This is a genomic window from Streptomyces agglomeratus, from assembly GCF_001746415.1.
Lineage (GTDB): Bacteria > Actinomycetota > Actinomycetes > Streptomycetales > Streptomycetaceae > Streptomyces > Streptomyces agglomeratus.
The window spans coordinates 4,762,668-4,781,813 of the sequence record NZ_MEHJ01000001.1; the positions used below are offsets into that span (position 1 = coordinate 4,762,668).

Genomic DNA, 19,146 nt, shown 5'->3' on the forward strand with positions numbered 1-19,146 from the left:
AGCCGTCGGCGCGCGGCCTGTTCGTCGAGCAACCGTCCGCGCTTCAGGCCAGAGCCGGTCGTGGACAGGCCGGTCCGCCCCGCCCCCTCGCGCGTTCTCGGCGGTTTTTCACGTGCTGCTCAGAATCCGGCGTTACCCTCCCCGACTGGAAACACTGGAGACAGTGGCAACACTGCACGCAGTACGGGAAACAGTCGGAGCCGGCAGAGAAGGGGCGGTCGTGGCGCGCGGAGAGCAGGCGAGAGCGAGAACCAGGGCGCAGGCGCAGGCGCAGGCACAGTCATTGGCGCGGGTGGCGGTGGTCGTACGGGCCGCGGCGGCTCCGTTGTGGTGGCTGGGGCTGACGGCCGCCGGGATCGGAGCGTTCGTCCCCGGTCTCACGGGGCGCAGGATCGGCCTCCTGGCCGGAGCCGCTCTCTTCGTGGTCGCGGCCGCCGCCACCGCGTTCGCCCGCCGGGGCCGTTACACCGAACTGGCCACGGCGGCGACCCGCGCCGGCCGCCGTGACTTCCTCCAGGACCGGTCGGTGACCGCACGGGCCTGGCGCCGCAGCCGCCGCTGGTGGGTGGCCGGGGCCTTCCTCGCCGCCCTGGGCACCGCCTTTGTCCTGCCGGGAGCGGGAGGACTGCTGATGGCGGGCGCGGGCGCCGGTCTGTGGCTGAAGGCGGTGTGGCTCGGCGCCAGGGAACGCCGCGAAGAGACCCTGCTGTGGGTACGTACCGACTGGCTGGGAAGCGGGCCCGCCGGCAAGCGGATCACGACGTACCGCACCACCGGGATCGCGGCGGGCGACGCCGCGCCGGGCGGCGCGCGGCGTCGCCCGGTGGCGGCAGCACCGGTCGTCACAAATCGAGTTCGGCCTCGATCCTCTTGAGCTGGTGGCGGGCCATCGCGAGATTGGCCCGCGCCTTGTCCAGCGCCAGGTAGAGGAACATCCCGCTGGTGCCGCGACCCTTGAGGAGCCGGATCAGGTGGTACTGGCCGCCCAGGGTGATCAGGATGTCCTCGATCTCGTCCTTGAGGCCCAGGTGTTCCATGGTGCGCACCTTCGCGCGCACCACGTCGGTGTTGCCCGCTGCGGCCACCGTCAGGTCGAGGTCCTTGCTGCCGCCGAGGGTGCCGAGGGCCATGCCGCTGGTGTAGTCGACCAGTGCGACACCGAGGGTCCCCTCAATGCTGGTCATCGCTTCCTTGAGCGCGGTTTCGGTGTTGGGCATGAGCGTCGCACTTCCTTTTCGTCTGGTGGTTTTTCTGGCTGTGGCTGTGGCTGTGGCTGTGGCTGTGGCTCTGGTGGGGGTTGTGGTTGTGGCTGTGGCTCTGGTTGCGGCGGCGGTGGCTCTGGTTGGGGTTCTGGTGGGGGCTGCCGCTGTCGTGGGTTCGGTTGCGGTCATGCGTTCTCCCGGGAGCTGTCGACCAGGGCGCCGATGCGGACACTGGCCCGGCGGGCTTCCAGGTGGAGCCGGCCGACGTTGATGCGCGGCTCGGCGAGGAGGGTGAGGACGGCGGACGTTCCCGCCGCGTAGGTGGCCACATAGCCGTGGTCGCCGCGTACGAGCAGCTCGCGGAAGGCGCCCTGACCGGTGGCGTCCGCCAGCCGGACGGAGACGCCGAGTGCCGCAGCGGTGAGCGCCGCGATCCCCTCGGGCTCCACGGTCGTGGTGTCCTGGGCGAGTACGAGCCCGTCGACACTCGCCGCCAGCGCTCCGGTCAGCTGGGGTACCCGGGCCCTCAACTGCCGCAGCTCGTCGAGGACTTCGGGTTGGGTGGCCATCAGCTTCTTCCTTTCCGCGCGACGTCTCAGGGCGCGCCTCATGAGGGGGGGGAGAGGGCCGCGCCAACGGTCCGGTGCATCACAGATGTGCCTCCAGGGCGTCGCGGAGCCGGCGCAGCAGGGCGGTGTCCGGGTCGTCGGCGACCTGCGCGACCCAGGCGGGCACGGGCGGCGCGGGCGCCGGGCTGTCGCGTGGCGTGGCGACCGTCCCGGCCGCCGCGAGCCTGCGTACGTCGATGAGCGTGTGGAAGGCGGGCCGGCCCAGGGCCCGGGCGATGTCCCCCGGGGTGCGTTCCCCGTCCGCCAGATCGAGGACGGCGCGCTGTCTTCGGGTGACCGGCTGCCCCGAGGGGGCGGCGCGGCGTACGACGGGCGCCGTGTCGGTGTCCGGGTACGGCCAGAGCTCGTCCAGCAGTTGCCTGCGCCGGCGCGACTCCCGCTCGACCACCGCGGCGGAGACCGGGCGTATGCGGCCCAGCCAGTGGGCCGCCCCGTACCGGAAACGGGTCGGGCCGCTGCCGGGGGCGAGCGTGAAGTAGGCGGCGTCGAACAGCGCGCTCAGGTGGCACAGTTCCAGCTCGCCGCCGGCCAGCCGCCCGCTGTCGACCAGGAAGCGCCCGACCCGGCCCCGGGTGCCCGCCCGGTCGACGGCCTCCTGCCAGTGCTCGGCGGGCAGCCGCCCGGTCGAGGTGAGCAGTACGTCGATGCCGGGCGCGGCCGGGCTCTCGGCGTGCACGATCTGGCCCTCGACGAGGTAGAGCGTCCCGTGGTCCCGCAGCAGGGCGCCGGTGGCACGCTCGGCGGCCAGTCGTACGAGCATCGGCGACACGGTCGCGGTACCGGCACCCGCCGGGTTACCGACGCCTGCCGGTTCCCCGGCCCCTGCCCTGCTTTCCGCCCCCACCCCAGTCACCCCAGTACCAGCTGCTCGGCCAGGGCGCTCAGGCGTAATCGGGCCAGGGCCAGATTGCCTTGCTCGCGGTCGAGCCACAGGTGCATGAAGACGCTGCTGTCGAACGCGGTCTCGACGAAACGCAGCAGGTGGTAGCCGCTCGGCGTGGTGATGATGACGTCCTCGACGGGCAGCCCGTTGGGGGAGAACGCCCGCTGCTCGGCCGCCATCCGGGCCAGTTCCGCGGTCTCCGCCGCCGTGGTCTCGTGGTCGCCGTTCGGCGACTGCCCTTCCGTGCCGAGCGCGAGCCCGCTCGTCCAGTCCACCAGGGAGGCTCCGAGTGCACCGGGCAGCTCCATCGCCGCGCGCAGACATTCGTCGATTCCGGGCATACGGAACCCCCCTTCCGGCGTGGTACATGGATGCGGACTGCCGGACACACGTCCCGTGGCAGTGGTAGTGACGAGGAGATTACGTAAAGAGAGGTCGGCGGGCAGGTGGTTCCGGCATTTCCCACGTGCACATGCCAGCTAGCTTTCGTTTCGTGCCCTCATTACTGCTTTATTGATCGCCCAGAGACCGATTCCGATCAGAAGTAGTACGCCCGCGCGGATGTACACGTCCGCCGGCCGGTCGGCCAGCGGGCTGGCGAGGACGAGCGCGGTGATCGCGCCGAGTACGGGCAGGGCCGTCGGTGTACGGAAATGACGGTGCGCCACCCGGTCCTTGCGGAGCACCAGCACGGCGATGTTGACCACGGCGAACACGCACAGCAGGAGGAACGCCGTCGTGTCGCCCAGTCCCTCGATCTCGCCGGTCGCCACCAGGCCGATCGCGAGCAGCGACACGAACACGATGCCGACGACGGGCGTGCGGCGGCCGGACAGGACCCGGCCCATGGCGCGCGGCAGGATGCGTTCGTTGGCCATCCCGTAACAGAGCCGCGAAGCCATCATGATGTTGATCAGCGCGGAGTTGGTGACCGCGAACAGCGCGATGAGGGCGAAGAGTTTGGGCGGGAAGTCGACGCCGCCCGCCTTCACGACTTCGAGCAGCGGCCCGCTCGAATCCCGCAGCGTCGTGTAGTCGACGAGCAGGGACGAGACCAGGGCGACCAGGACGTAGACGGTTCCGGTGACGGCGACGCCGATGAAGATCGCCTTCGGGAAGGTGCGCTCCGGGTCCTTCGTCTCCTCGGCCATGTTGACGGAGTCCTCGAAACCGACGAAGGCGAAGAAGCCGAGCGCCGTGGCGCCGAGCACGCTCGTGAGGAGGGCGTAACCGGTGCCGGACGCCTGGAACTCGCCGAGCCGCGCGGGTTCGCCGCCGCCCGTGAAGACGGCGTACGCACCGATCGCGAGGATGATCGCCAGACCGGTCAGTTCGACGAGCGTCAGCACGACGTTGGTCTTCACGGACTCCGAGACCCCGCGCAGATTGAGCGCGGCGAGCGCGACGACGAACAGGATCGCGACGAGCGTCGGCGGCACGGCGTCCGTGAACTCGGCCAGGTAGTCACCGCTGAAGGCACGGGCGGCCGCGCTGGCGGACGACAGGCCCGAGCACATCACCATGAAGGCGATGATGAACGTGAGGAACGGGACCTTGAAGGCCCTCTGCGTGTAGAGCGCGGCGCCGGCGGCCTTCGGATACTTGCCGACCAGCTCGACGTACGACGCCGCTGTCAGCAGCGCCACGACGAAGCCGATCGCGAACGGAAGCCACAGCGCGCCGCCGACCTTCCCCGCCACTTTGCCGGTGGTGGCGTAGATGCCGGTGCCCAGGATGTCGCCGATCACGAACAGGATCAGCAGCTTGGGTCCGAGGGCCCGCTTGAGCGGTGTGCCGTTGGCGGCTCCGGGTTCTCCGGCAGCTCCCGGTCCTCCGGCGCCTGCGGGTTCCCCGGCTGCTCCCGGCGCTTCGGACGTGCTGGTCATGGGACCTCCCCCGATGTCGGTGTGGGGGATTTTCTGCCCGGCGACACGCGAGTGATGCCCACGCGGCCGCCCACCGCCAACAGGGGCCCGTACGCAGGCCCGTACGCACGATCCACGCAGGCCGGTGCGCAGGCCCGTACGAGGGCCGGTACGCACGCACGAGGGCCCGTACGCAGGCCGGTGCACCCTCCCCCGTACGCCTCCCCGTCCTTCCCGCACTCCTCCCGGCACTCCGCCCCGTCCCCGAGTCGCGCCCCGCCCCTCCTCCGGTCAGCCGCGCGCCTGCTCCACGGCGGCCGCGACGTCGTCCAGGTCCTTGGCGATCGCCTTCCTCACCGCTCGCGCGCCCAGCCCCCCCAGCACCTTGGCCAGCAGCCCGGCGGCTCCCGAGGGCGGGACGGCGGTGAACGTCATCCGGACGGCCGTCACGCCGGGCCCTTCGGCGCGCAGGACGAACTCCGAAACGTAATGCGCGCCGTGCGAGTCGGCCTCCACCACATAGCGCACCGGCGGCTCGCTCGCCGTCACGTACATCTCCTCGGTCGCCTGTTTGCCCAGCATCCGCCGGGTCTCCCGCCAGCGCGTGCCGACGCCGAACGGGCCGGCCGGTGACCGCTCCAGGACCTCCACCTCGTCCACGCCGCTCAGCACTCGCGGCATGTCTTCCAGATCGGTCATTGCCTGCCAGACCCGGTCCGCGTCGGCCCGGATCCGCCGCTCGACGGCCACGCTCTTGTTCGCCATGAACCCATGGAAGCAGCCGGGTCCGACAACCGCCCCCGGACGGCCCCCGGACGGAACGCCCCCGGACGGACCGAAGGGGGCGGCCCCCTGTGGCGGGCGTGGCGTCGACGCCGATCACGCCAGCAGGGCGTCCGCGTGCGCGCCGCCCGACTCGGCGACGATCTCGTCGACGGTCTGCGGTGGCCGTACGACGCTGAACCGGACGCCGCCGGGGCCGGCCGTGAAGCCGTGGATCCCCGCCCTCGCAAGGCTGTTGTAGGCGTAGTGCGCGGCCATGTAGTACGCGCCGGTGTCCAGCACCGCCGCGTAGTCGCCCTGGTCGAGCGGCGGCAGCAGCCGGTTCTCGGCGAGCAGGTCGCCCGCGAAGCACGCGGGGCCCGCCACGTCCTGTGCGACGGGCGGGCCGGGCTTCGGCAGGCCCTTCGCGTCGTACGCCGCGATGCGCAGCGGCCAGGACTCGGGGGCGTACACGGTCCGCGTGGCGATCTGGACGCCCGCGTGGGTGATGGCGATCGGCCGGTCGCCGGAGGTCTTCGCGTACTCGACGCGCGCGAGGACCGTGCCGTGCTTGGCGAGCAGCGAACGGCCGAACTCGGTGACCAGGCCGTACCGCCCGTCGAGCAGGCCGGGGACGTGCTGCTTGAGGAGGCGGGCGTAGTCGGCGTACGACGGGGTCTCGGAGTCGGAGGTGAAGTTGACGGGCAGGCCGCCGCCGATGTCGACGGTGTCGATCTGCCGCCGGCCCACCGCCGCGTTGATCTCCTCGGCGAGTTCGTACGCCGCCGCCACGCCCCGGGCCATCAGTTCCAGGGGCAGGCCCTGCGAACCGGAGTGCGTGTGCAGCCGGGTCAGCCACGGCCGGTCCAGGCAGGCGCGTACGACCCATTCACGGGCGCCGGGGTCGCGCAGCGCCACGCCGAACTTCGAGGTCGCGGTGGCGGTGGAGAGCGCGCCGATGGAGCCGCCGCCGATCTGGGCGTTGACGCGCAGGCCGATGGGCGAGCTGGTGGGGGCCGAAGAGACCAGGGCGTCGATGCGGGCGAGTTCCTGGGGGTTGTCGGCGTTGACCGCGATGCCGAGGGCGAGGGCCTCGCGCAGCTCGGCGGGGGTCTTGGCCGGGGAGTCCAGAACAGTGTGCGCCGGGCGTACGCCGGCGGTGCGGGCCAGCGCCAGCTCGCCGGGACTCGCCACCTCGGCGCCGATGCCGCCGTGCTCGTACAGCAGCCGCAGGACCGGGACCAGCGGGGTCGCCTTGACGGCGAAGGCGTGCAGGACCGGCGTGCCGGGCGGGGTGACCTGGTCGAACGCGGCGCGCAGGGCGGCGGCCGAGGCACGGATGCCGGTGACGTCGAGGAGGCCGACGAGGGGCACGTCGGGGCCGACGATGCCCTGCTCGACGGCGGCGCGCACGGCGTGCGCCCGGCGCTCGGGGGCGCTCGGCCCGGGTCCCATGTCCGGGACCAGGCCGGGACGCGCGCCGGGACCCCGGTCGGTTCCCGCACCGGTTCCCGCACCGGGTCCCATGCCGACGCTCGTCTCCGGACCCGTCTCCGGGCGCGGGTCGTCCGGGCTCATGTCCGGGCTCGTTCGGAAGGCATGTGTTCCAGCCAACCACCCGCTCGGACCATCCGCAGGCGGCCGTACGTATTGACTAGCTCTATTCATCTGGTCAGGATGTGAATAGACAGCAATGCAACAGCAGTGATCATCACAAGCAGTCACTCGCGAGGAGGCACACCATGTCAGGACCCCGACCCGTACGGGCGCCGCGCGGTACGGAGCTGAGCGCCCTGGGATGGCAGCAGGAAGCCGCCCTGCGCATGCTCCAGAACAACCTCGACCCCGAGGTCGCCGAGCACCCGGACAAGCTCGTCGTCTACGGAGGCACGGGCAAGGCGGCCCGGGACTGGCGCTCGTTCGATGCCATGGTGCGCACCCTCAAGACCCTGAAGCAGGACGAGACGATGCTCGTCCAGTCCGGGCGTCCGGTCGGCGTCATGCAGACCCACGAGTGGGCCCCGCGCGTCCTCATCGCCAACTCCAACCTGGTCGGCGACTGGGCGAACTGGGAGGAGTTCCGCCGCCTGGAGGCGCTCGGCCTGACCATGTACGGCCAGATGACCGCCGGGTCGTGGATCTACATCGGCACCCAGGGCATCCTCCAGGGCACGTACGAGACCTTCGCGGCCGTCGCCGCGAAGAAGTTCAACGGCACCCTCGCCGGCACCATCACCCTCACCGCCGGCCTCGGCGGCATGGGCGGCGCCCAGCCCCTCGCCGTGACCATGAACGACGGCGTCGCCATCTGTATCGACGTCGACCCGCGCGCCATCGAGCGCCGCATCGAGCACCGCTACCTCGACGTGAAGGCCAACAGCCTGGAGCACGCCCTCCAGCTCGCCGTCGAGGCCCGTGACGCCCGCAGGCCGCTGTCCATCGGCCTCCTCGGCAACGCGGCAGAGCTGCTTCCGCGCATGCTCGCCGAGGGCGCGCCCATCGACATCGTCACCGACCAGACCAGCGCCCACGACCCGCTCGCGTACCTCCCCATCGGTGTCGAGTTCGACGACATGGCGTCGTACGCCGCCGAGAAGCCCGCCGACTTCACGCTGCGCGCCCGCGAGTCCATGGCCAAGCACGTCGAGGCGATGGTCGGCTTCATGGACGCGGGCGCCGAGGTCTTCGACTACGGCAACTCGATCCGCGGCGAGGCCCAGCTGGCCGGGTACGCGCGCGCCTTCGACTTCCCCGGCTTCGTCCCGGCGTACATCCGTCCGTTGTTCTGCGAGGGCAGGGGCCCGTTCCGCTGGGCGGCGCTGTCCGGCGAGGCGTCGGACATCCACAAGACCGACAAGGCGCTGCTCGACCTCTTCCCGGCGGACGACTCCATTCAGAACGCGTCCCTCCACCGCTGGATCAAGATGGCCGGCGAGCGCGTCCACTTCCAGGGCCTGCCGGCCCGCATCTGCTGGCTCGGCCAGGGCGAGCGGGACAAGGCTGGCGCCCTGTTCAACGACATGGTCGCCGACGGCACCCTCGCGGCCCCGCTCGCGATCGGCCGCGACCACCTCGACTGCGGCTCGGTGGCGTCCCCGTACCGCGAGACCGAGGCCATGCTCGACGGCTCCGACGCGATCGCCGACTGGCCGCTGCTGAACGCGATGGTCAACGTGGCGTCCGGCGCGTCCTGGGTCTCCATCCACCACGGCGGCGGCGTCGGCATGGGCCGTTCGATCCACGCGGGCCAGGTGTCGGTGGCCGACGGCACGAAGCTCGCGGGCGAGAAGATCCGGCGCGTACTGACGAACGACCCGGGCATGGGCGTCATCCGTCACGTCGACGCGGGCTACGACATCGCGGAGAAGACGGCGGACGAGCAGGGCGTACGGATCCCGATGCGGGAGGGCGAGTGACCTCCGGCGCGGCCACCGGCGGGCCGCCGCACCCGTCCGCCGGCGGCCTGCCGCCCGCGTCCGCCGGCGGTCCGTCGCACGTGCCCACTGCCGGCCCGGCAACGTCCTTCCACGAGATGTGGGCGGACCTGAAGCCGATCGGGCGCGACGCCGGTTCCGGCGGCTACCGCCGCTACGCGTGGACGGCCGCCGACCAGGACTGCCGCGCCTGGTTCAAGGCCCAGGCCGAGTCGCGCGGCCTGACGTACGAACTGGACCGCAACGGCAACCAGTGGGCCTGGCAGGGCGACCCGCTGGCCGGGGACGCGGTCGTCACCGGGTCGCACCTCGACTCGGTCCCGGACGGCGGCGCCTTCGACGGCCCGCTCGGCGTCGTGTCCTCCTTCGCCGCGCTCGACGAACTCCGCCGCAGGGGAGTGGAGTTCAGCAAGCCGCTGGCCGTGACCAACTTCGGCGACGAGGAGGGCGCCCGCTTCGGCCTGGCCTGTGTGGGCTCCCGCCTGGCGGCCGGTCAGCTCACGGTCGCCAAGGCCCACGAGCTCCGGGACGGGGACGGCGTCAGCCTCCCCCGGGCCATGGAGGCGGCCGGATACGACCCGTCCGCCATGGGACCGGACCCGGAGCGCCTGGCCCGTATCGGCGCGTTCGTCGAGCTGCACGTGGAACAGGGCCGCGCGCTGGACGTCTCCGGTGACGCCGTCGGCATCGCGTCCGCCATCTGGCCGCACGGCCGCTGGCGGTTCGACTTCCACGGCGAGGCGAACCACGCGGGCACCACTCGCCTGGAGGACCGCCGCGATCCGATGCTGACGTACGCCGAGACCGTCGTCGCGGCCCGCCGCGAGGCACGGCTCGCCGGGGCCCTCGCCACCTTCGCCAAGGTGTCCGTCGAGCCGAACGGCGTCAACGCGATCCCCTCCCTGGTACGCGGCTGGCTCGACTCGCGCGCCGCTGACCAGGCAACTCTCGATCAGGTCATCGCCGGCATCGAGCAGGCGGCACGCGAGAGCGCCACCCGCTCGGGCATCGACCTGCGCATCACGCAGGAGTCCTTCACCCCGGTGGTGGAGTTCGAGCACGCCCTGCGCGACGAGCTGGCCAAACTCCTGCACGGCGATCGCGGCGACGTTCCGGTCCTCGGCACCGGCGCGGGACACGACGCGGGTATTTTGTCCGCTTCGGTCCCGACCGCCATGCTGTTCGTACGGAACCCCACGGGTATCTCGCACTCTCCGGCCGAGTACGCCGCCGAGGACGACTGCGTCGCGGGGGTCATCGCACTCGCCGACGTACTGGAGGGGCTCGCGTGCACGTGACCTACTGGCTGGAGCACGCCTGGCTCGACACCTTCGTCGAGCCGGGCGTGGCCCTGGACGTGACCGACGGCCGCATCACGGCCGTACGCAAGGACGTCCCCACCCCGCCGCCCGGCGCCACGGTCCTGCGGGGCCTGACGCTGCCGGGCTTCGCCAACGCCCACTCCCACGCCTTCCACCGGGCGCTGCGCTCGACGGTGCAGGTCGGCTCGGGCACGTTCTGGACGTGGCGGGAGGTGATGTACAGCGTCGCCTCCCGGCTGACGCCCGAGACGTACTTCGACCTGGCCAAGGCGGTGTACGCCGAGATGGCGATGGCCGGGGTCAGCGCGGTGGGGGAGTTCCACTACCTGCACCACGCGCCGGGCGGCACGCCCTACGCCGAGCCCAACGAGATGGGGGAGGCCCTCATCGCGGCCGCCGCCGAGGCCGGCATCCGCATCACGCTGCTGGACACGGCGTACCTCGCGTCGGGCTTCGGCACGCCGCCCAACCGCCAGCAGCAGCGCTTCTCGGACGGCACGGCCGAAGCGTGGGCGGAGCGGGCGTCGCTGCTGAAGGACCGCGACCACGCGCGGATCGGGGCGGCCATCCACTCGGTACGGGCCGTCCCGGCCGACCAGCTGGCGACGGTCGCGGCGTGGGCGCAGGCCCGCGTGACGCCGCTGCACGTCCACCTCTCCGAGCAGACCGCCGAGAACGACGCGTGCCTGGCCACGCACGGGTGCACGCCGACGCGGCTCCTGGCGGACCACGGGGTCCTGGGGCCGCGTACGACGGGCGTACACAACACCCACCTGACGGACGAGGACATCGCCCTCCTCGGCTCCACCTCCACCGGTACCTGCATGTGCCCCACGACGGAACGCGACCTGGCCGACGGCATCGGGCCGGCCACGCGTCTGCAAAAGGCGGGGTCCACGCTCTCGCTGGGCAGTGACAGCCACGCGGTGATCGACATGATGGAGGAGGCGCGGGCGATGGAGCTTAACGAACGCCTGCGCTCGCGGACGCGGGGCCACTGGACGGCGGCCTCCCTGCTCCGCGCCGCGTCCGCCGACGGGCACGAGGCGCTGGGCTGGCGCGACGCGGGGTCGATCGAGGCCGGGGCGCTGGCGGACCTCACGACCATCGCGCTGGACTCGGTGAGAACGGCCGGACCGCTTCCTCGGCTGGGCGGTGAGACGGCGGTGTTCGCGGCGTCGGCGTGCGACGTGCGCCACATGGTCGTGGCGGGCCGCCACATCGTCCGTGACGGCGTCCACACCATGATCGAGGACGTCCCCCGGGCCATGGCCACAGCGATCGCCGCCGTCTACAGGTAAAGCGCCCGCCCGCGCCCGCGCGGGCCTGTTCCTCTGCCCGCGCACGGCACCGCACCCCGAGAGGACCCCGAAAGGAACCCGTGAGCACCACCCTCGTCACCAACATCGGCAGCCTCGTCACCAACGACCCCGCCCGGGCCGAAAGCACCGGCACCGGGCCCCTCGGCCTCGTCCAGGACGCCGCCGTCGTCATCGACGGCGACCGCATCGCCTGGACCGGCCGGGCCGCCGACGCGCCCTCCGCCGACAGCGTGTACGACGCGCGGGGCCGTGCGGCGATCCCCGGTTTCGTCGACTCGCACTCGCACCTCGTGTTCGCCGGCGACCGCACCCAGGAGTTCAACGCCCGCATGTCGGGCCGCGCCTACTCCGCCGGCGGCATCCGCACCACCGTCGCCGCCACCCGCGCCGCGACCGACGAGGCGCTCGAAGCGAACGTCACCCGCTACCTGCGCGAGGCCCTGCGCCAGGGGACGACCACGTTCGAGACCAAGTCGGGCTACGGCCTGACCACCCACGACGAGGCCCGCGCCCTGCGCATCGCCGCACGCCACACCGACGAGGTCACCTACCTCGGCGCGCACATCGTGTCGCCCGACTACGCCGACGACCCGGCGGCGTACGTCGAACTCGTCACCGGCGAGATGCTCGACGCCTGCGCACCCCACGCCCGCTGGATCGACGTCTTCTGCGAGAAGGGGGCCTTCGACGGCGACCAGGCCCGCGCCATCCTCACCGCCGGCAAGGCCAAGGGCCTGCACCCGCGCATCCACGCCAACCAGCTCAGCCACGGCCCCGGCGTCCAGCTCGCCGCCGAACTCGACGCGGCGAGCGCCGACCACTGCACGCACCTCACGGACGCGGACGTGGACGCCCTCGCGAACAGCCGTACCGTCGCCACGCTGCTCCCAGGCGCCGAGTTCTCCACCCGCGCCGCCTGGCCGGACGCCCGCAGGCTCCTCGACGCGGGCGCGACCGTCGCGCTGTCCACGGACTGCAATCCGGGCTCGTCCTTCACCAGTTCCATGCCGTTCTGCGTGGCACTCGCCGTGCGCGACATGGGGATGACCCCGGACGAGGCCGTCTGGTCGGCCACGGCGGGCGGCGCGGCGGCCCTGCGCCGTACGGACATCGGCCGCGTCACGCCCGGCGCCCGCGCCGACCTGGTGCTGCTGGACGCCCCGTCCCACGTACACCTCGCCTACCGCCCCGGAGTCCCGCTCGTGTCCGAAGTGTGGCGAAGGGGTGTGCGTACGACGGGTCACGCGGGGTAGGCGCCGGGAAGTGAAGGAGGGTCTGCCCCGGATAGCGCCTGGGGCAGACCCTCACTCATACTCCGCACACTCTTCACAGAGCGCCGAGGTGTCACTCCTCCACGGTCAGGCCCTTGCGCAGCTTGTTCAGCGTGCGCGACAGCAGCCGTGACACGTGCATCTGCGAGATGCCGAGCTCGTCGCCGATCTCCGACTGCGTCATGTTCGCGACGAAACGCAGTGACAGGATCTTCCGGTCCCGCGCGGGGAGTTCGGCGATGAGCGGCTTCAGGGACTCGACGTACTCGATGCCTTCGAGGCCGTGGTCCTCGTAGCCGATCCGGTCGGCGAGCGCGCCCTCGGAGTCGTCCTCCTCGGGCTGGGCGTCCAGCGAGCTCGCGGTGTACGCGTTGCTCGCGGCCATGCCCTCGACGACCTCCTCGTTGGTGAGGTCGAGACGCTTCGCGAGCTCGCCCACCGTCGGGGCGCGGTCGAGCTGCTGGGCGAGCTCGTCACCTGCCTTCGCGAGGTCCAGGCGCAGTTCCTGGAGGCGGCGCGGGACGCGGACCGACCAGGACGTGTCACGGAAGAAGCGCTTGATCTCGCCGACGATGGTCGGCATCGCGAAGGTGGGGAACTCGACGCCTCTGCTGAGCTCGAAGCGGTCGATCGACTTGATCAGGCCGATGGTGCCGACCTGGATGATGTCCTCCATCGGTTCGCTGCGGGAGCGGAACCGGGAAGCGGCGAACTTGACCAGGGCCAGGTTCAGTTCGACGAGCGTGTTGCGAACGTACGCGTACTCGTGCGTGCCCTCTTCGAGAGTCTCCAGGCGCGCGAAGAGCGTCTTCGACAGGGCCCGGGCGTCGAGCGCCCCCACCTCGTCGTACGGCGGAATCTCGGGAAGGCCCTCAAGGCCCTCAAGGCCGTCGAGTTCCTCCGGTTTGGTCTGGTTCTGCTCGGGCAGGGTGGCCAGGGCGGGCAGGGGTGTCGACGGCGCGGTCTGCTGCACAGGGCGCGTTCGCGGTTCGTCGAGCCGGGGTGACATGGTCTCCTCCATCGTTCTCGGCATATGGCTGCCGATGCCGATACGTCTGCGTGCGATGTGCGGCGCCTCCAAAGCCGGTCGTGTTGGTTGTGTCCTTACTAGCCCTACCCGCTCCGGACCGGCACTTGCAAGTCCCTTATGTCCAAATTGACGGTACTTGCAGGGGTCTTCGGCTACCGATCGGCGCACAGAAGGCGTAGTGTTCTGGCACGTCAATGACAGGCACCACTGCGAAGAGGGACGAGACGGACATGGAGCGCGGGACGGTCGGCAGCGCGAACCGGGGTCGGCTCCGGGTCGCAGTTCGGACCGAGGGCCAGAGCGAGATTGTCACGCCGGCGGGTGAGCTCGATCACCACACCGCCGAGCTGCTCCGTGAGCCTCTGGAGAATGCCCTCGAAGCGGGGCGTGCGCGGTTGGTCATTGACTGCTCGGCGCTCGATTTCTGCGATTCCACGGGGCTCAACGTGCTCCTCGGCGCCCGCCTGAAGGCGGAAGCGGCCGGGGGCGCGGTGCACCTGGCCGCGATGCAGCCGGTGGTGGCGAGAGTCTTCGAGATCACCGGGGCCGAGGCGGTCTTCACGATCCACGAGTCACTCGAAGACGCGATGGAAGAGTGACTTCCGTCCCATTGGCACCTCCTCGTGACCGGTTCAGTTACCCGCGTCACGCATCCGTACCGAAAAAGTGGGTGTTCTCACCGTTCGGTCGGGCAGGAGGTCTCTGACCCTGTCGGCCCCAGGGGGCTCGGAATGCCCCCGTTGTCCTTGCAGCGATAAATTTGATGAATTGGCGAATCGGTGAGGTGAAGCGCTGATGAGCACCACCCGGCAGCCTCGGCCGGGAGACTCCGGCCCGGAGTCTCCCGGCCACGGCTCGGCCTCCGCCGTGTCCGCCGCCGGCCAGGCGCGTTCCCTGGCGCTGAGCAGTGCCAGCGGCATCGTGCCGCTCGCTCGCGACTTCACCCGCCAGGCGCTGTACGACTGGGGCTGGCTCCCCGCTTCGTCCGCCGACCGGCGGGCCGCCGCCGAGGACGTCCTGCTGGTCGTCTCCGAGCTGGTCACCAACGCCTGCCTGCACGCCGAGGGGCCCGAAGAGCTCCGCGTCGCCTGCGACGGCAAGGTGCTGCGCCTGGAGGTCGTCGACCGCGGTACGGGCCAGCCGGCCCCGCGCACGCCGCACCGCGCCGGGCGGCCCGGCGGGCACGGCATGTTCATCGTGCAGCGCCTGTGTCTGGACTGGGGGGTCGAGCGGATCTCGGAGTCCGGCGGCAAGACGGTCTGGGCGGAACTGGCCGCTCCCGCCTAGTGTCCTGCGCCAGTAGTTGATCGTTAGTTTGTCTATGACTGCTTCTGCAGATGTGCCGGTGCCACGTCGTGGCCCGAAGTTGGAACCGTTGTTATTGTCGCCCGATGAGCGTGTGGTGTTGGAGCGTTGGGCCCGGCGGGCGTCGTCCGCGCAGGCAGTGGCGTTGCGGGCCCGCATTGTGCTGGCGTGTGCCGGCGCTGATGTTCCACCGATTGTCGTGGTGGCGCGGGAGTTACGTATCGCGGCGGACACGGTCCGCAAGTGGCGCCGCCGGTTTCTGACCGCCCGGCTGGACGGGTTGGTGGACGAGCCCCGGCCGGGCCGGCCGCCCACCATCAGCGTCGACCAGGTGGAGGCGGTCGTGGTCAGCACGTTGGAGGAGATCCCGAAGAACGCCACTCACTGGTCGCGGTCATCGATGGCCGACCGCAGCGGTCTGTCGAAGTCGACCGTGGGCCGGATCTGGCGGAAGTTCCAGCTCAAGCCGCATCTGACCGACACCTTCAAACTGTCGACGGATCCGCTGTTCGTGGAGAAGGTCTACGACGTGGTGGGGCTGTATTTCAACCCGCCCGAAGGCGCGGTGGTGCTGTCGGTGGACGAGAAGTCGCAGATCCAGGCGCTGGACCGCTCCCAGCCGGTACTACCGATGATGCCGGGCATGCCCGAGCGCCGCACCCATGACTACGTCCGCAACGGTCTGACCACCTTGTTCGCAGCCTTCGACGTCGCGACCGGAGAAGTCATCACCTCCCTGCACCGCAGGCACCGGGCAGCGGAGTTCAAGAAGTTCCTCGCCAAGATCGATAAAGAGGTTCCTGGGCACCTGCAGGTCCACTTGATCTGTGACAACTATGGCACCCACAAGACCCCAGCCATCAAAGCATGGCTGGCCAAACACCCACGTTTCCACCTGCACTTCACACCTACCGGCTCCTCCTGGATCAACCAGGTGGAGCGGTGGTTCGGCTTCCTCGCCGACCAGAAGATCCGCCGCGGCGCCCACAAGAGTGTGCGCTCCCTGGAAGCCGACATCCGGGCCTGGGTCAAGCAGTGGAACGAGAACCCGACCCCGTTCACCTGGACCAAGACAGCCGAAGAAATCCTCGACTCACTCGCCCGCTTCTGCCAACGGATCTCTGGCGCAGGACACTAGCCCCCGACCGGCCGGGGTTACCGCCGGTTCGCAGTCCTTCTGGTGCACGCCGATCCGGCGTGCACTTTGTCTTCCCTCGGCAGGACCTCAGGCGTACCTTGACGCCCAATCTGATGTGTCGTCAGTAACTTGACTTCCGGCATAAGGGGACTCGAGGTGTCGTACCAGAAGCGGACAACTCTCGCGCTGGCGGCGGCGGTTGCGGGCTCGGTGGTGCTGCTCGCCGCCCCCGTGGCCCATGCCGACGTCGTGGACGTCAACTACCAGTGCAAGACCCCGATCGGGAACAAGGCGGCGGTCTCCCCGATCGACATCAAGGCCGTCAGGAGCGGCAGCGCGTACAAGCTCACCATGTCGTTCCAGAAGGGCGTCTCGTCCAGCCCGGTGGAGCTGGGCAAGGGTGCGATGAACCCGAGCGCCGTCATCAGGCTGGGCGGCGCGGACAGCGGCACGGTGGCGGTTTCCGGCCCGCCCAACCCGGCCGCCGTCCCCGCCAACACCCCCATCAAAATAACCGACTTGACCGGTACGTACACACCCCGCAAGAGCGGCAAGGTCACCTTCACGGCGTCGGTCCTGACCATCAAGGCGCTCGGTACGACCACCACCTGCACCCCGTCCAACAACCCCGAGCCGTCGCTCGAACTCGACGTCAAGGGCGCGGGCGGCGGCTCGTCGGGCGATTCCTCGGGCGGTACGTCGCAGAACCCGTCCGGCGGCGGCTCGGGCGGCGGCCCGTCCGAGCTGCCGAAGACGGGACCGCTGGACTCCGCCCTGGCGCTCGGCACGCTCGGCGGCACGGTCCTGCTGACCGGGGCGGCCGGAGCGCTGTGGCTGACCCGGCGCGGCCAGCGGCCCACGGGCTGACGGCCGCCCGTGCAGTCGCCGCGCCGGGCCCGTCGCACCGGCCGCCTCCGCGCCGCAGCGGCGTCACTGGTGCCGCTGTGCGCGCTCGCCGTGCTGCCGCCGACCGCCGCCGCGGCGGACGGGAGGCCCTCCTGGACGGCGGCTCCGAGCGGCAACGAGGGGCGCGAGGGCGGCGGCAGACCGTACTTCTACCTGGAGGGCGTGGCCGGCACCGTCTTCGAGGACGAGCTGGCGCTGACCAACCCGGGTGCCGAGCCGCGCACGGTCCGGCTGCGCGGCACGGGCCCGGACGGCGGGAGCTGGATCGTGTTCGCTTCGGCCGAGGTGAGGATCCCGCCGCGTACCCGTGCGGACGTCCCCTTCACGGTGACCGTGCCGCCGGACACGGCGCCCGGCGACCACCCCGGCGCGATCGCCGTCTCGGGCGGCGGCGACGCGAGCCGGATACGCGTCCATCTGCGCGTCAGCGGCCCGACGCTGGCGGCGCTCACGGTGGAGGACGTGGTGGTACGGGAGCGGGGCGGCGGCGCCGTCGTCGAGTACGCCCTGGTCAACCGGGGGAACACCCCACTCACCCCGCGCCTCGCCGTCCGCGCCGACGGCCTGCTGGGCGGTGAGCTGCTGCGCCGGGCGCCGCGCACGCTGCCGGTGCGGCTGGCCCCCGGCGACCGCGTGGAACGTACCGAACCCTGGCCGGGCGCCCCCGCCCTCGACGCGGTGGACGTCCACCTCACCGCGACGGCGGCGGGCGCCGCCCCGGCCGGGGCGACGGCGTCCGCGTCGTTCGTGCCGTGGGGCACGGTGGCAGGCGCGGCTCTCCTGGTGGCGGCGGGCGCGGGAGGGGCGCTGTGGTACGTACGCCGCCGCGGGACACCACCGCCGTCGCCGGGGGAACCCCTGCCCGCCGAACGGCATTTGGCGCGGTCAGGAGCCGGCTCATGAGCCCCGTCGCCCCCGACCGGACCCACCGCGGCCGGGGGGAGGCAGCGGGCCGGAGAAGGGCCCCGGCACGTGCGCCGTGGGCGGTCGCCACGCTGCTGGGCCTCCTCGCCGCCCTCGTCCTGCTCCCCGCCGGCCGGGCGGGAGCGGATGCCGAGGACAGGACGCCCGGCGTCACGCTCTCCGAGCGGGAGGCCGGCAAGGGCGGCGCCATCACGGTCAGCGGGAAGGGATGGCGGCCCAGGACCCTGCTCATGATGCTGGTCTGCGGACAGTCCGCGCCCGGCAGAGGCGTGATCGGCGGTACCAACTCCTGCGCGAACGCCGACGGCCGCGCCGTCACCACCGACGCCGAGGGCGCCTTCCGGAAGCGGATGCCGGTGTCCGAGCCGCCCCGCCCGTGTCCGTGCGTCGTGCACGTCGCCACGGTCACCGGAAACGAACCGGTGTCCGCCGACGCCGAGTTCAAGGTCGCCGGCCACCCGGTCGCACCACTGCCGGAGCCCGGCCGGGACGGCAGGCTCGCGGTGCTCGCGGCCGCCCGGCTCGACGGCTCGGGCTCCGTACTGACGTGGTTCGGCGCACCGGAGGTCCGCAGGCTCGTCGTCACCGTCGGAAATCTCGGCTCCGACCCGGTCAGGGACCCCGTCTTCGAGATCGGCACCTCGCACGGCGTCTTCGCGCCCCAGTGGGAGGAACGCCAGTGGCGCGGCACGATCCGGCCCGGCGGGAAGGCCCGGGTGGAGCTGGACGTACAGCTGCCGGCCGGTGCGCACGGCGACTACCTCGTCTCGCTCAAGTACGGGCAGAAGGTGCTGGCCGAGCAGCCGTGGGGCGTGGGGCGGCCGTGGGGCGTCACGCTCTTCTGGGTCCTGCTGTGCGTGGTCGTCCCGGCGGCGGTGTTCCGCATCGGCATGGCGGTCGTCGACAGGGTCCGGCCGGTACGCCGGGGCCGCCCCCTCCGGCCGCGTGGGCCCGGCGGCCGTCACCGCCCGGCGCGCCTTGCGGCCCGTACCTGTACGCCGGGCGAACAGGCGGCGCCGGCCGCGACGCCTCCCTCCGACGCCACAGCCCTGCCGTGGTTCACCCCGGACAGCGCGCCGGGTCCGCACACCCCGCTCTCCGCACCGCACCAGTCCGAGAACAGTCCGACGACGAAGGGAAATTCGTGACCACG

At 71.6% G+C, this 19,146-nt stretch carries 19 protein-coding genes; 11 read left to right on the top strand and 8 right to left on the bottom strand.

What is annotated here, in order from left to right:
- Positions 1 to 220 precede the first annotated feature (220 nt).
- On the top strand, positions 221 to 874 hold the full coding sequence (locus tag AS594_RS20750; RefSeq protein ID WP_420877810.1) for a hypothetical protein: 654 nt from the start codon (positions 221 to 223) through the stop codon (positions 872 to 874).
- Here AS594_RS20750 and AS594_RS20755 read toward each other — a convergent pair.
- The 7 genes from AS594_RS20755 to AS594_RS20785 all read right to left on the bottom strand — a co-directional run bounded on the left by AS594_RS20755 (position 843) and on the right by AS594_RS20785 (position 6,796).
- Positions 843 to 1,217, bottom strand: a complete 375-nt coding sequence (locus AS594_RS20755; RefSeq protein WP_069928466.1) for a hypothetical protein — start codon at positions 1,215 to 1,217, stop codon at positions 843 to 845. The two genes, AS594_RS20750 and AS594_RS20755, sit on opposite strands and share 32 nt — an antisense overlap.
- Positions 1,218 to 1,387: 170 nt before the next feature.
- Positions 1,388 to 1,813, bottom strand: a complete 426-nt coding sequence (locus AS594_RS20760) for a roadblock/LC7 domain-containing protein (RefSeq protein ID WP_079144492.1) — start codon at positions 1,811 to 1,813, stop codon at positions 1,388 to 1,390.
- Between the two features lie 37 nt (positions 1,814 to 1,850).
- Entirely contained in the window at positions 1,851 to 2,591 is a 741-nt protein-coding gene (locus AS594_RS20765) for a hypothetical protein (protein ID WP_069928468.1), read from the bottom strand.
- A gap of 89 nt (positions 2,592 to 2,680) precedes the next feature.
- Entirely contained in the window at positions 2,681 to 3,055 is a 375-nt protein-coding gene (locus AS594_RS20770; protein ID WP_069928469.1) for a hypothetical protein, read from the bottom strand.
- 138 nt (positions 3,056 to 3,193) lie between these two features.
- Positions 3,194 to 4,600 (bottom strand): APC family permease, encoded by a 1,407-nt coding sequence (locus tag AS594_RS20775; protein ID WP_069932375.1) that lies wholly within the window; start codon positions 4,598 to 4,600, stop codon positions 3,194 to 3,196.
- A 270-nt stretch (positions 4,601 to 4,870) separates the two neighbouring features.
- Positions 4,871 to 5,344, bottom strand: coding sequence for an SRPBCC family protein (locus tag AS594_RS20780; protein WP_069928471.1), 474 nt, complete (start codon positions 5,342 to 5,344; stop codon positions 4,871 to 4,873).
- Positions 5,345 to 5,458: 114 nt separating this feature from the next.
- The gene (locus AS594_RS20785; protein ID WP_069930653.1) at positions 5,459 to 6,796 is read right to left on the bottom strand and encodes a type III PLP-dependent enzyme domain-containing protein; all 1,338 of its coding nucleotides are present in this window, start codon (positions 6,794 to 6,796) and stop codon (positions 5,459 to 5,461) included.
- Between the two features lie 287 nt (positions 6,797 to 7,083).
- On the opposite strand from AS594_RS20785, the gene hutU reads away from it, so the two are divergent.
- The 4 genes from hutU (at position 7,084) to hutI (ending at position 12,672) form a co-directional block, all read left to right on the top strand.
- Positions 7,084 to 8,757, top strand: coding sequence for a urocanate hydratase (gene hutU, locus AS594_RS20790; RefSeq protein WP_069928472.1), 1,674 nt, complete (start codon positions 7,084 to 7,086; stop codon positions 8,755 to 8,757).
- Between the two features lie 116 nt (positions 8,758 to 8,873).
- Positions 8,874 to 10,073: an allantoate amidohydrolase gene (locus AS594_RS20795; protein WP_079148869.1), complete on the top strand. Its 1,200-nt coding sequence runs from the start codon at positions 8,874 to 8,876 to the stop codon at positions 10,071 to 10,073.
- Entirely contained in the window at positions 10,064 to 11,398 is a 1,335-nt protein-coding gene (locus AS594_RS20800; RefSeq protein ID WP_069932374.1) for a formimidoylglutamate deiminase, read from the top strand. Before AS594_RS20795 ends, AS594_RS20800 begins: the two co-directional genes overlap by 10 nt.
- Before the next feature lie 80 nt (positions 11,399 to 11,478).
- Positions 11,479 to 12,672 (top strand): imidazolonepropionase, encoded by a 1,194-nt coding sequence (gene hutI / locus AS594_RS20805; RefSeq protein ID WP_069928474.1) that lies wholly within the window; start codon positions 11,479 to 11,481, stop codon positions 12,670 to 12,672.
- 91 nt (positions 12,673 to 12,763) lie between these two features.
- On the opposite strand, the gene AS594_RS20810 is transcribed toward hutI, so the two are convergent.
- Positions 12,764 to 13,711: an RNA polymerase sigma factor SigF gene (locus AS594_RS20810; RefSeq protein ID WP_420877811.1), complete on the bottom strand. Its 948-nt coding sequence runs from the start codon at positions 13,709 to 13,711 to the stop codon at positions 12,764 to 12,766.
- A gap of 239 nt (positions 13,712 to 13,950) precedes the next feature.
- Here AS594_RS20810 and AS594_RS20815 point away from each other — a divergent pair, with 239 nt between their 5' ends.
- From AS594_RS20815 to AS594_RS20840, 6 genes are all read left to right on the top strand, one after another.
- The gene (locus AS594_RS20815; RefSeq protein WP_069928475.1) at positions 13,951 to 14,319 is read left to right on the top strand and encodes an STAS domain-containing protein; all 369 of its coding nucleotides are present in this window, start codon (positions 13,951 to 13,953) and stop codon (positions 14,317 to 14,319) included.
- Positions 14,320 to 14,515: 196 nt separating this feature from the next.
- Positions 14,516 to 15,007 (top strand): ATP-binding protein, encoded by a 492-nt coding sequence (locus AS594_RS20820; protein ID WP_069928476.1) that lies wholly within the window; start codon positions 14,516 to 14,518, stop codon positions 15,005 to 15,007.
- Between the two features lie 34 nt (positions 15,008 to 15,041).
- Positions 15,042 to 16,163, top strand: coding sequence for an IS630 family transposase (locus AS594_RS20825; RefSeq protein ID WP_069774651.1), 1,122 nt, complete (start codon positions 15,042 to 15,044; stop codon positions 16,161 to 16,163).
- Positions 16,164 to 16,319: 156 nt separating this feature from the next.
- Entirely contained in the window at positions 16,320 to 17,030 is a 711-nt protein-coding gene (locus tag AS594_RS20830) for a peptidase (RefSeq protein WP_069928477.1), read from the top strand.
- A gap of 9 nt (positions 17,031 to 17,039) precedes the next feature.
- Positions 17,040 to 17,972 carry a COG1470 family protein gene (locus AS594_RS20835; RefSeq protein ID WP_079148138.1) on the top strand — a complete coding sequence of 311 codons (933 nt, stop codon included), beginning with the start codon at positions 17,040 to 17,042 and terminating at the stop codon, positions 17,970 to 17,972.
- Positions 17,969 to 19,141, top strand: coding sequence for a hypothetical protein (locus AS594_RS20840; protein WP_069932372.1), 1,173 nt, complete (start codon positions 17,969 to 17,971; stop codon positions 19,139 to 19,141). Before AS594_RS20835 ends, AS594_RS20840 begins: the two co-directional genes overlap by 4 nt.
- Positions 19,142 to 19,146: the final 5 nt, after the last annotated feature.

Coding starts and splice junctions, on each gene's coding strand:
- AS594_RS20755 (WP_069928466.1), bottom strand. CDS start 1,217: ATGCCCAACACCGAAACCGCGCTCAAGGAAGCGATGACCAGCATTGAG.
- AS594_RS20760 (WP_079144492.1), bottom strand. CDS start 1,813: ATGAGGCGCGCCCTGAGACGTCGCGCGGAAAGGAAGAAGCTGATGGCC.
- AS594_RS20765 (WP_069928468.1), bottom strand. CDS start 2,591: ATGCTCGTACGACTGGCCGCCGAGCGTGCCACCGGCGCCCTGCTGCGG.
- AS594_RS20770 (WP_069928469.1), bottom strand. CDS start 3,055: ATGCCCGGAATCGACGAATGTCTGCGCGCGGCGATGGAGCTGCCCGGT.
- AS594_RS20775 (WP_069932375.1), bottom strand. CDS start 4,600: ATGACCAGCACGTCCGAAGCGCCGGGAGCAGCCGGGGAACCCGCAGGC.
- AS594_RS20780 (WP_069928471.1), bottom strand. CDS start 5,344: ATGGCGAACAAGAGCGTGGCCGTCGAGCGGCGGATCCGGGCCGACGCG.
- AS594_RS20785 (WP_069930653.1), bottom strand. CDS start 6,796: ATGGGACCCGGGCCGAGCGCCCCCGAGCGCCGGGCGCACGCCGTGCGC.
- hutU (WP_069928472.1), top strand. CDS start 7,084: ATGTCAGGACCCCGACCCGTACGGGCGCCGCGCGGTACGGAGCTGAGC.
- AS594_RS20795 (WP_079148869.1), top strand. CDS start 8,874: ATGTGGGCGGACCTGAAGCCGATCGGGCGCGACGCCGGTTCCGGCGGC.
- AS594_RS20810 (WP_420877811.1), bottom strand. CDS start 13,711: ATGGAGGAGACCATGTCACCCCGGCTCGACGAACCGCGAACGCGCCCT.
- AS594_RS20815 (WP_069928475.1), top strand. CDS start 13,951: ATGGAGCGCGGGACGGTCGGCAGCGCGAACCGGGGTCGGCTCCGGGTC.
- AS594_RS20820 (WP_069928476.1), top strand. CDS start 14,516: ATGAGCACCACCCGGCAGCCTCGGCCGGGAGACTCCGGCCCGGAGTCT.
- AS594_RS20825 (WP_069774651.1), top strand. CDS start 15,042: ATGACTGCTTCTGCAGATGTGCCGGTGCCACGTCGTGGCCCGAAGTTG.
- AS594_RS20840 (WP_069932372.1), top strand. CDS start 17,969: ATGAGCCCCGTCGCCCCCGACCGGACCCACCGCGGCCGGGGGGAGGCA.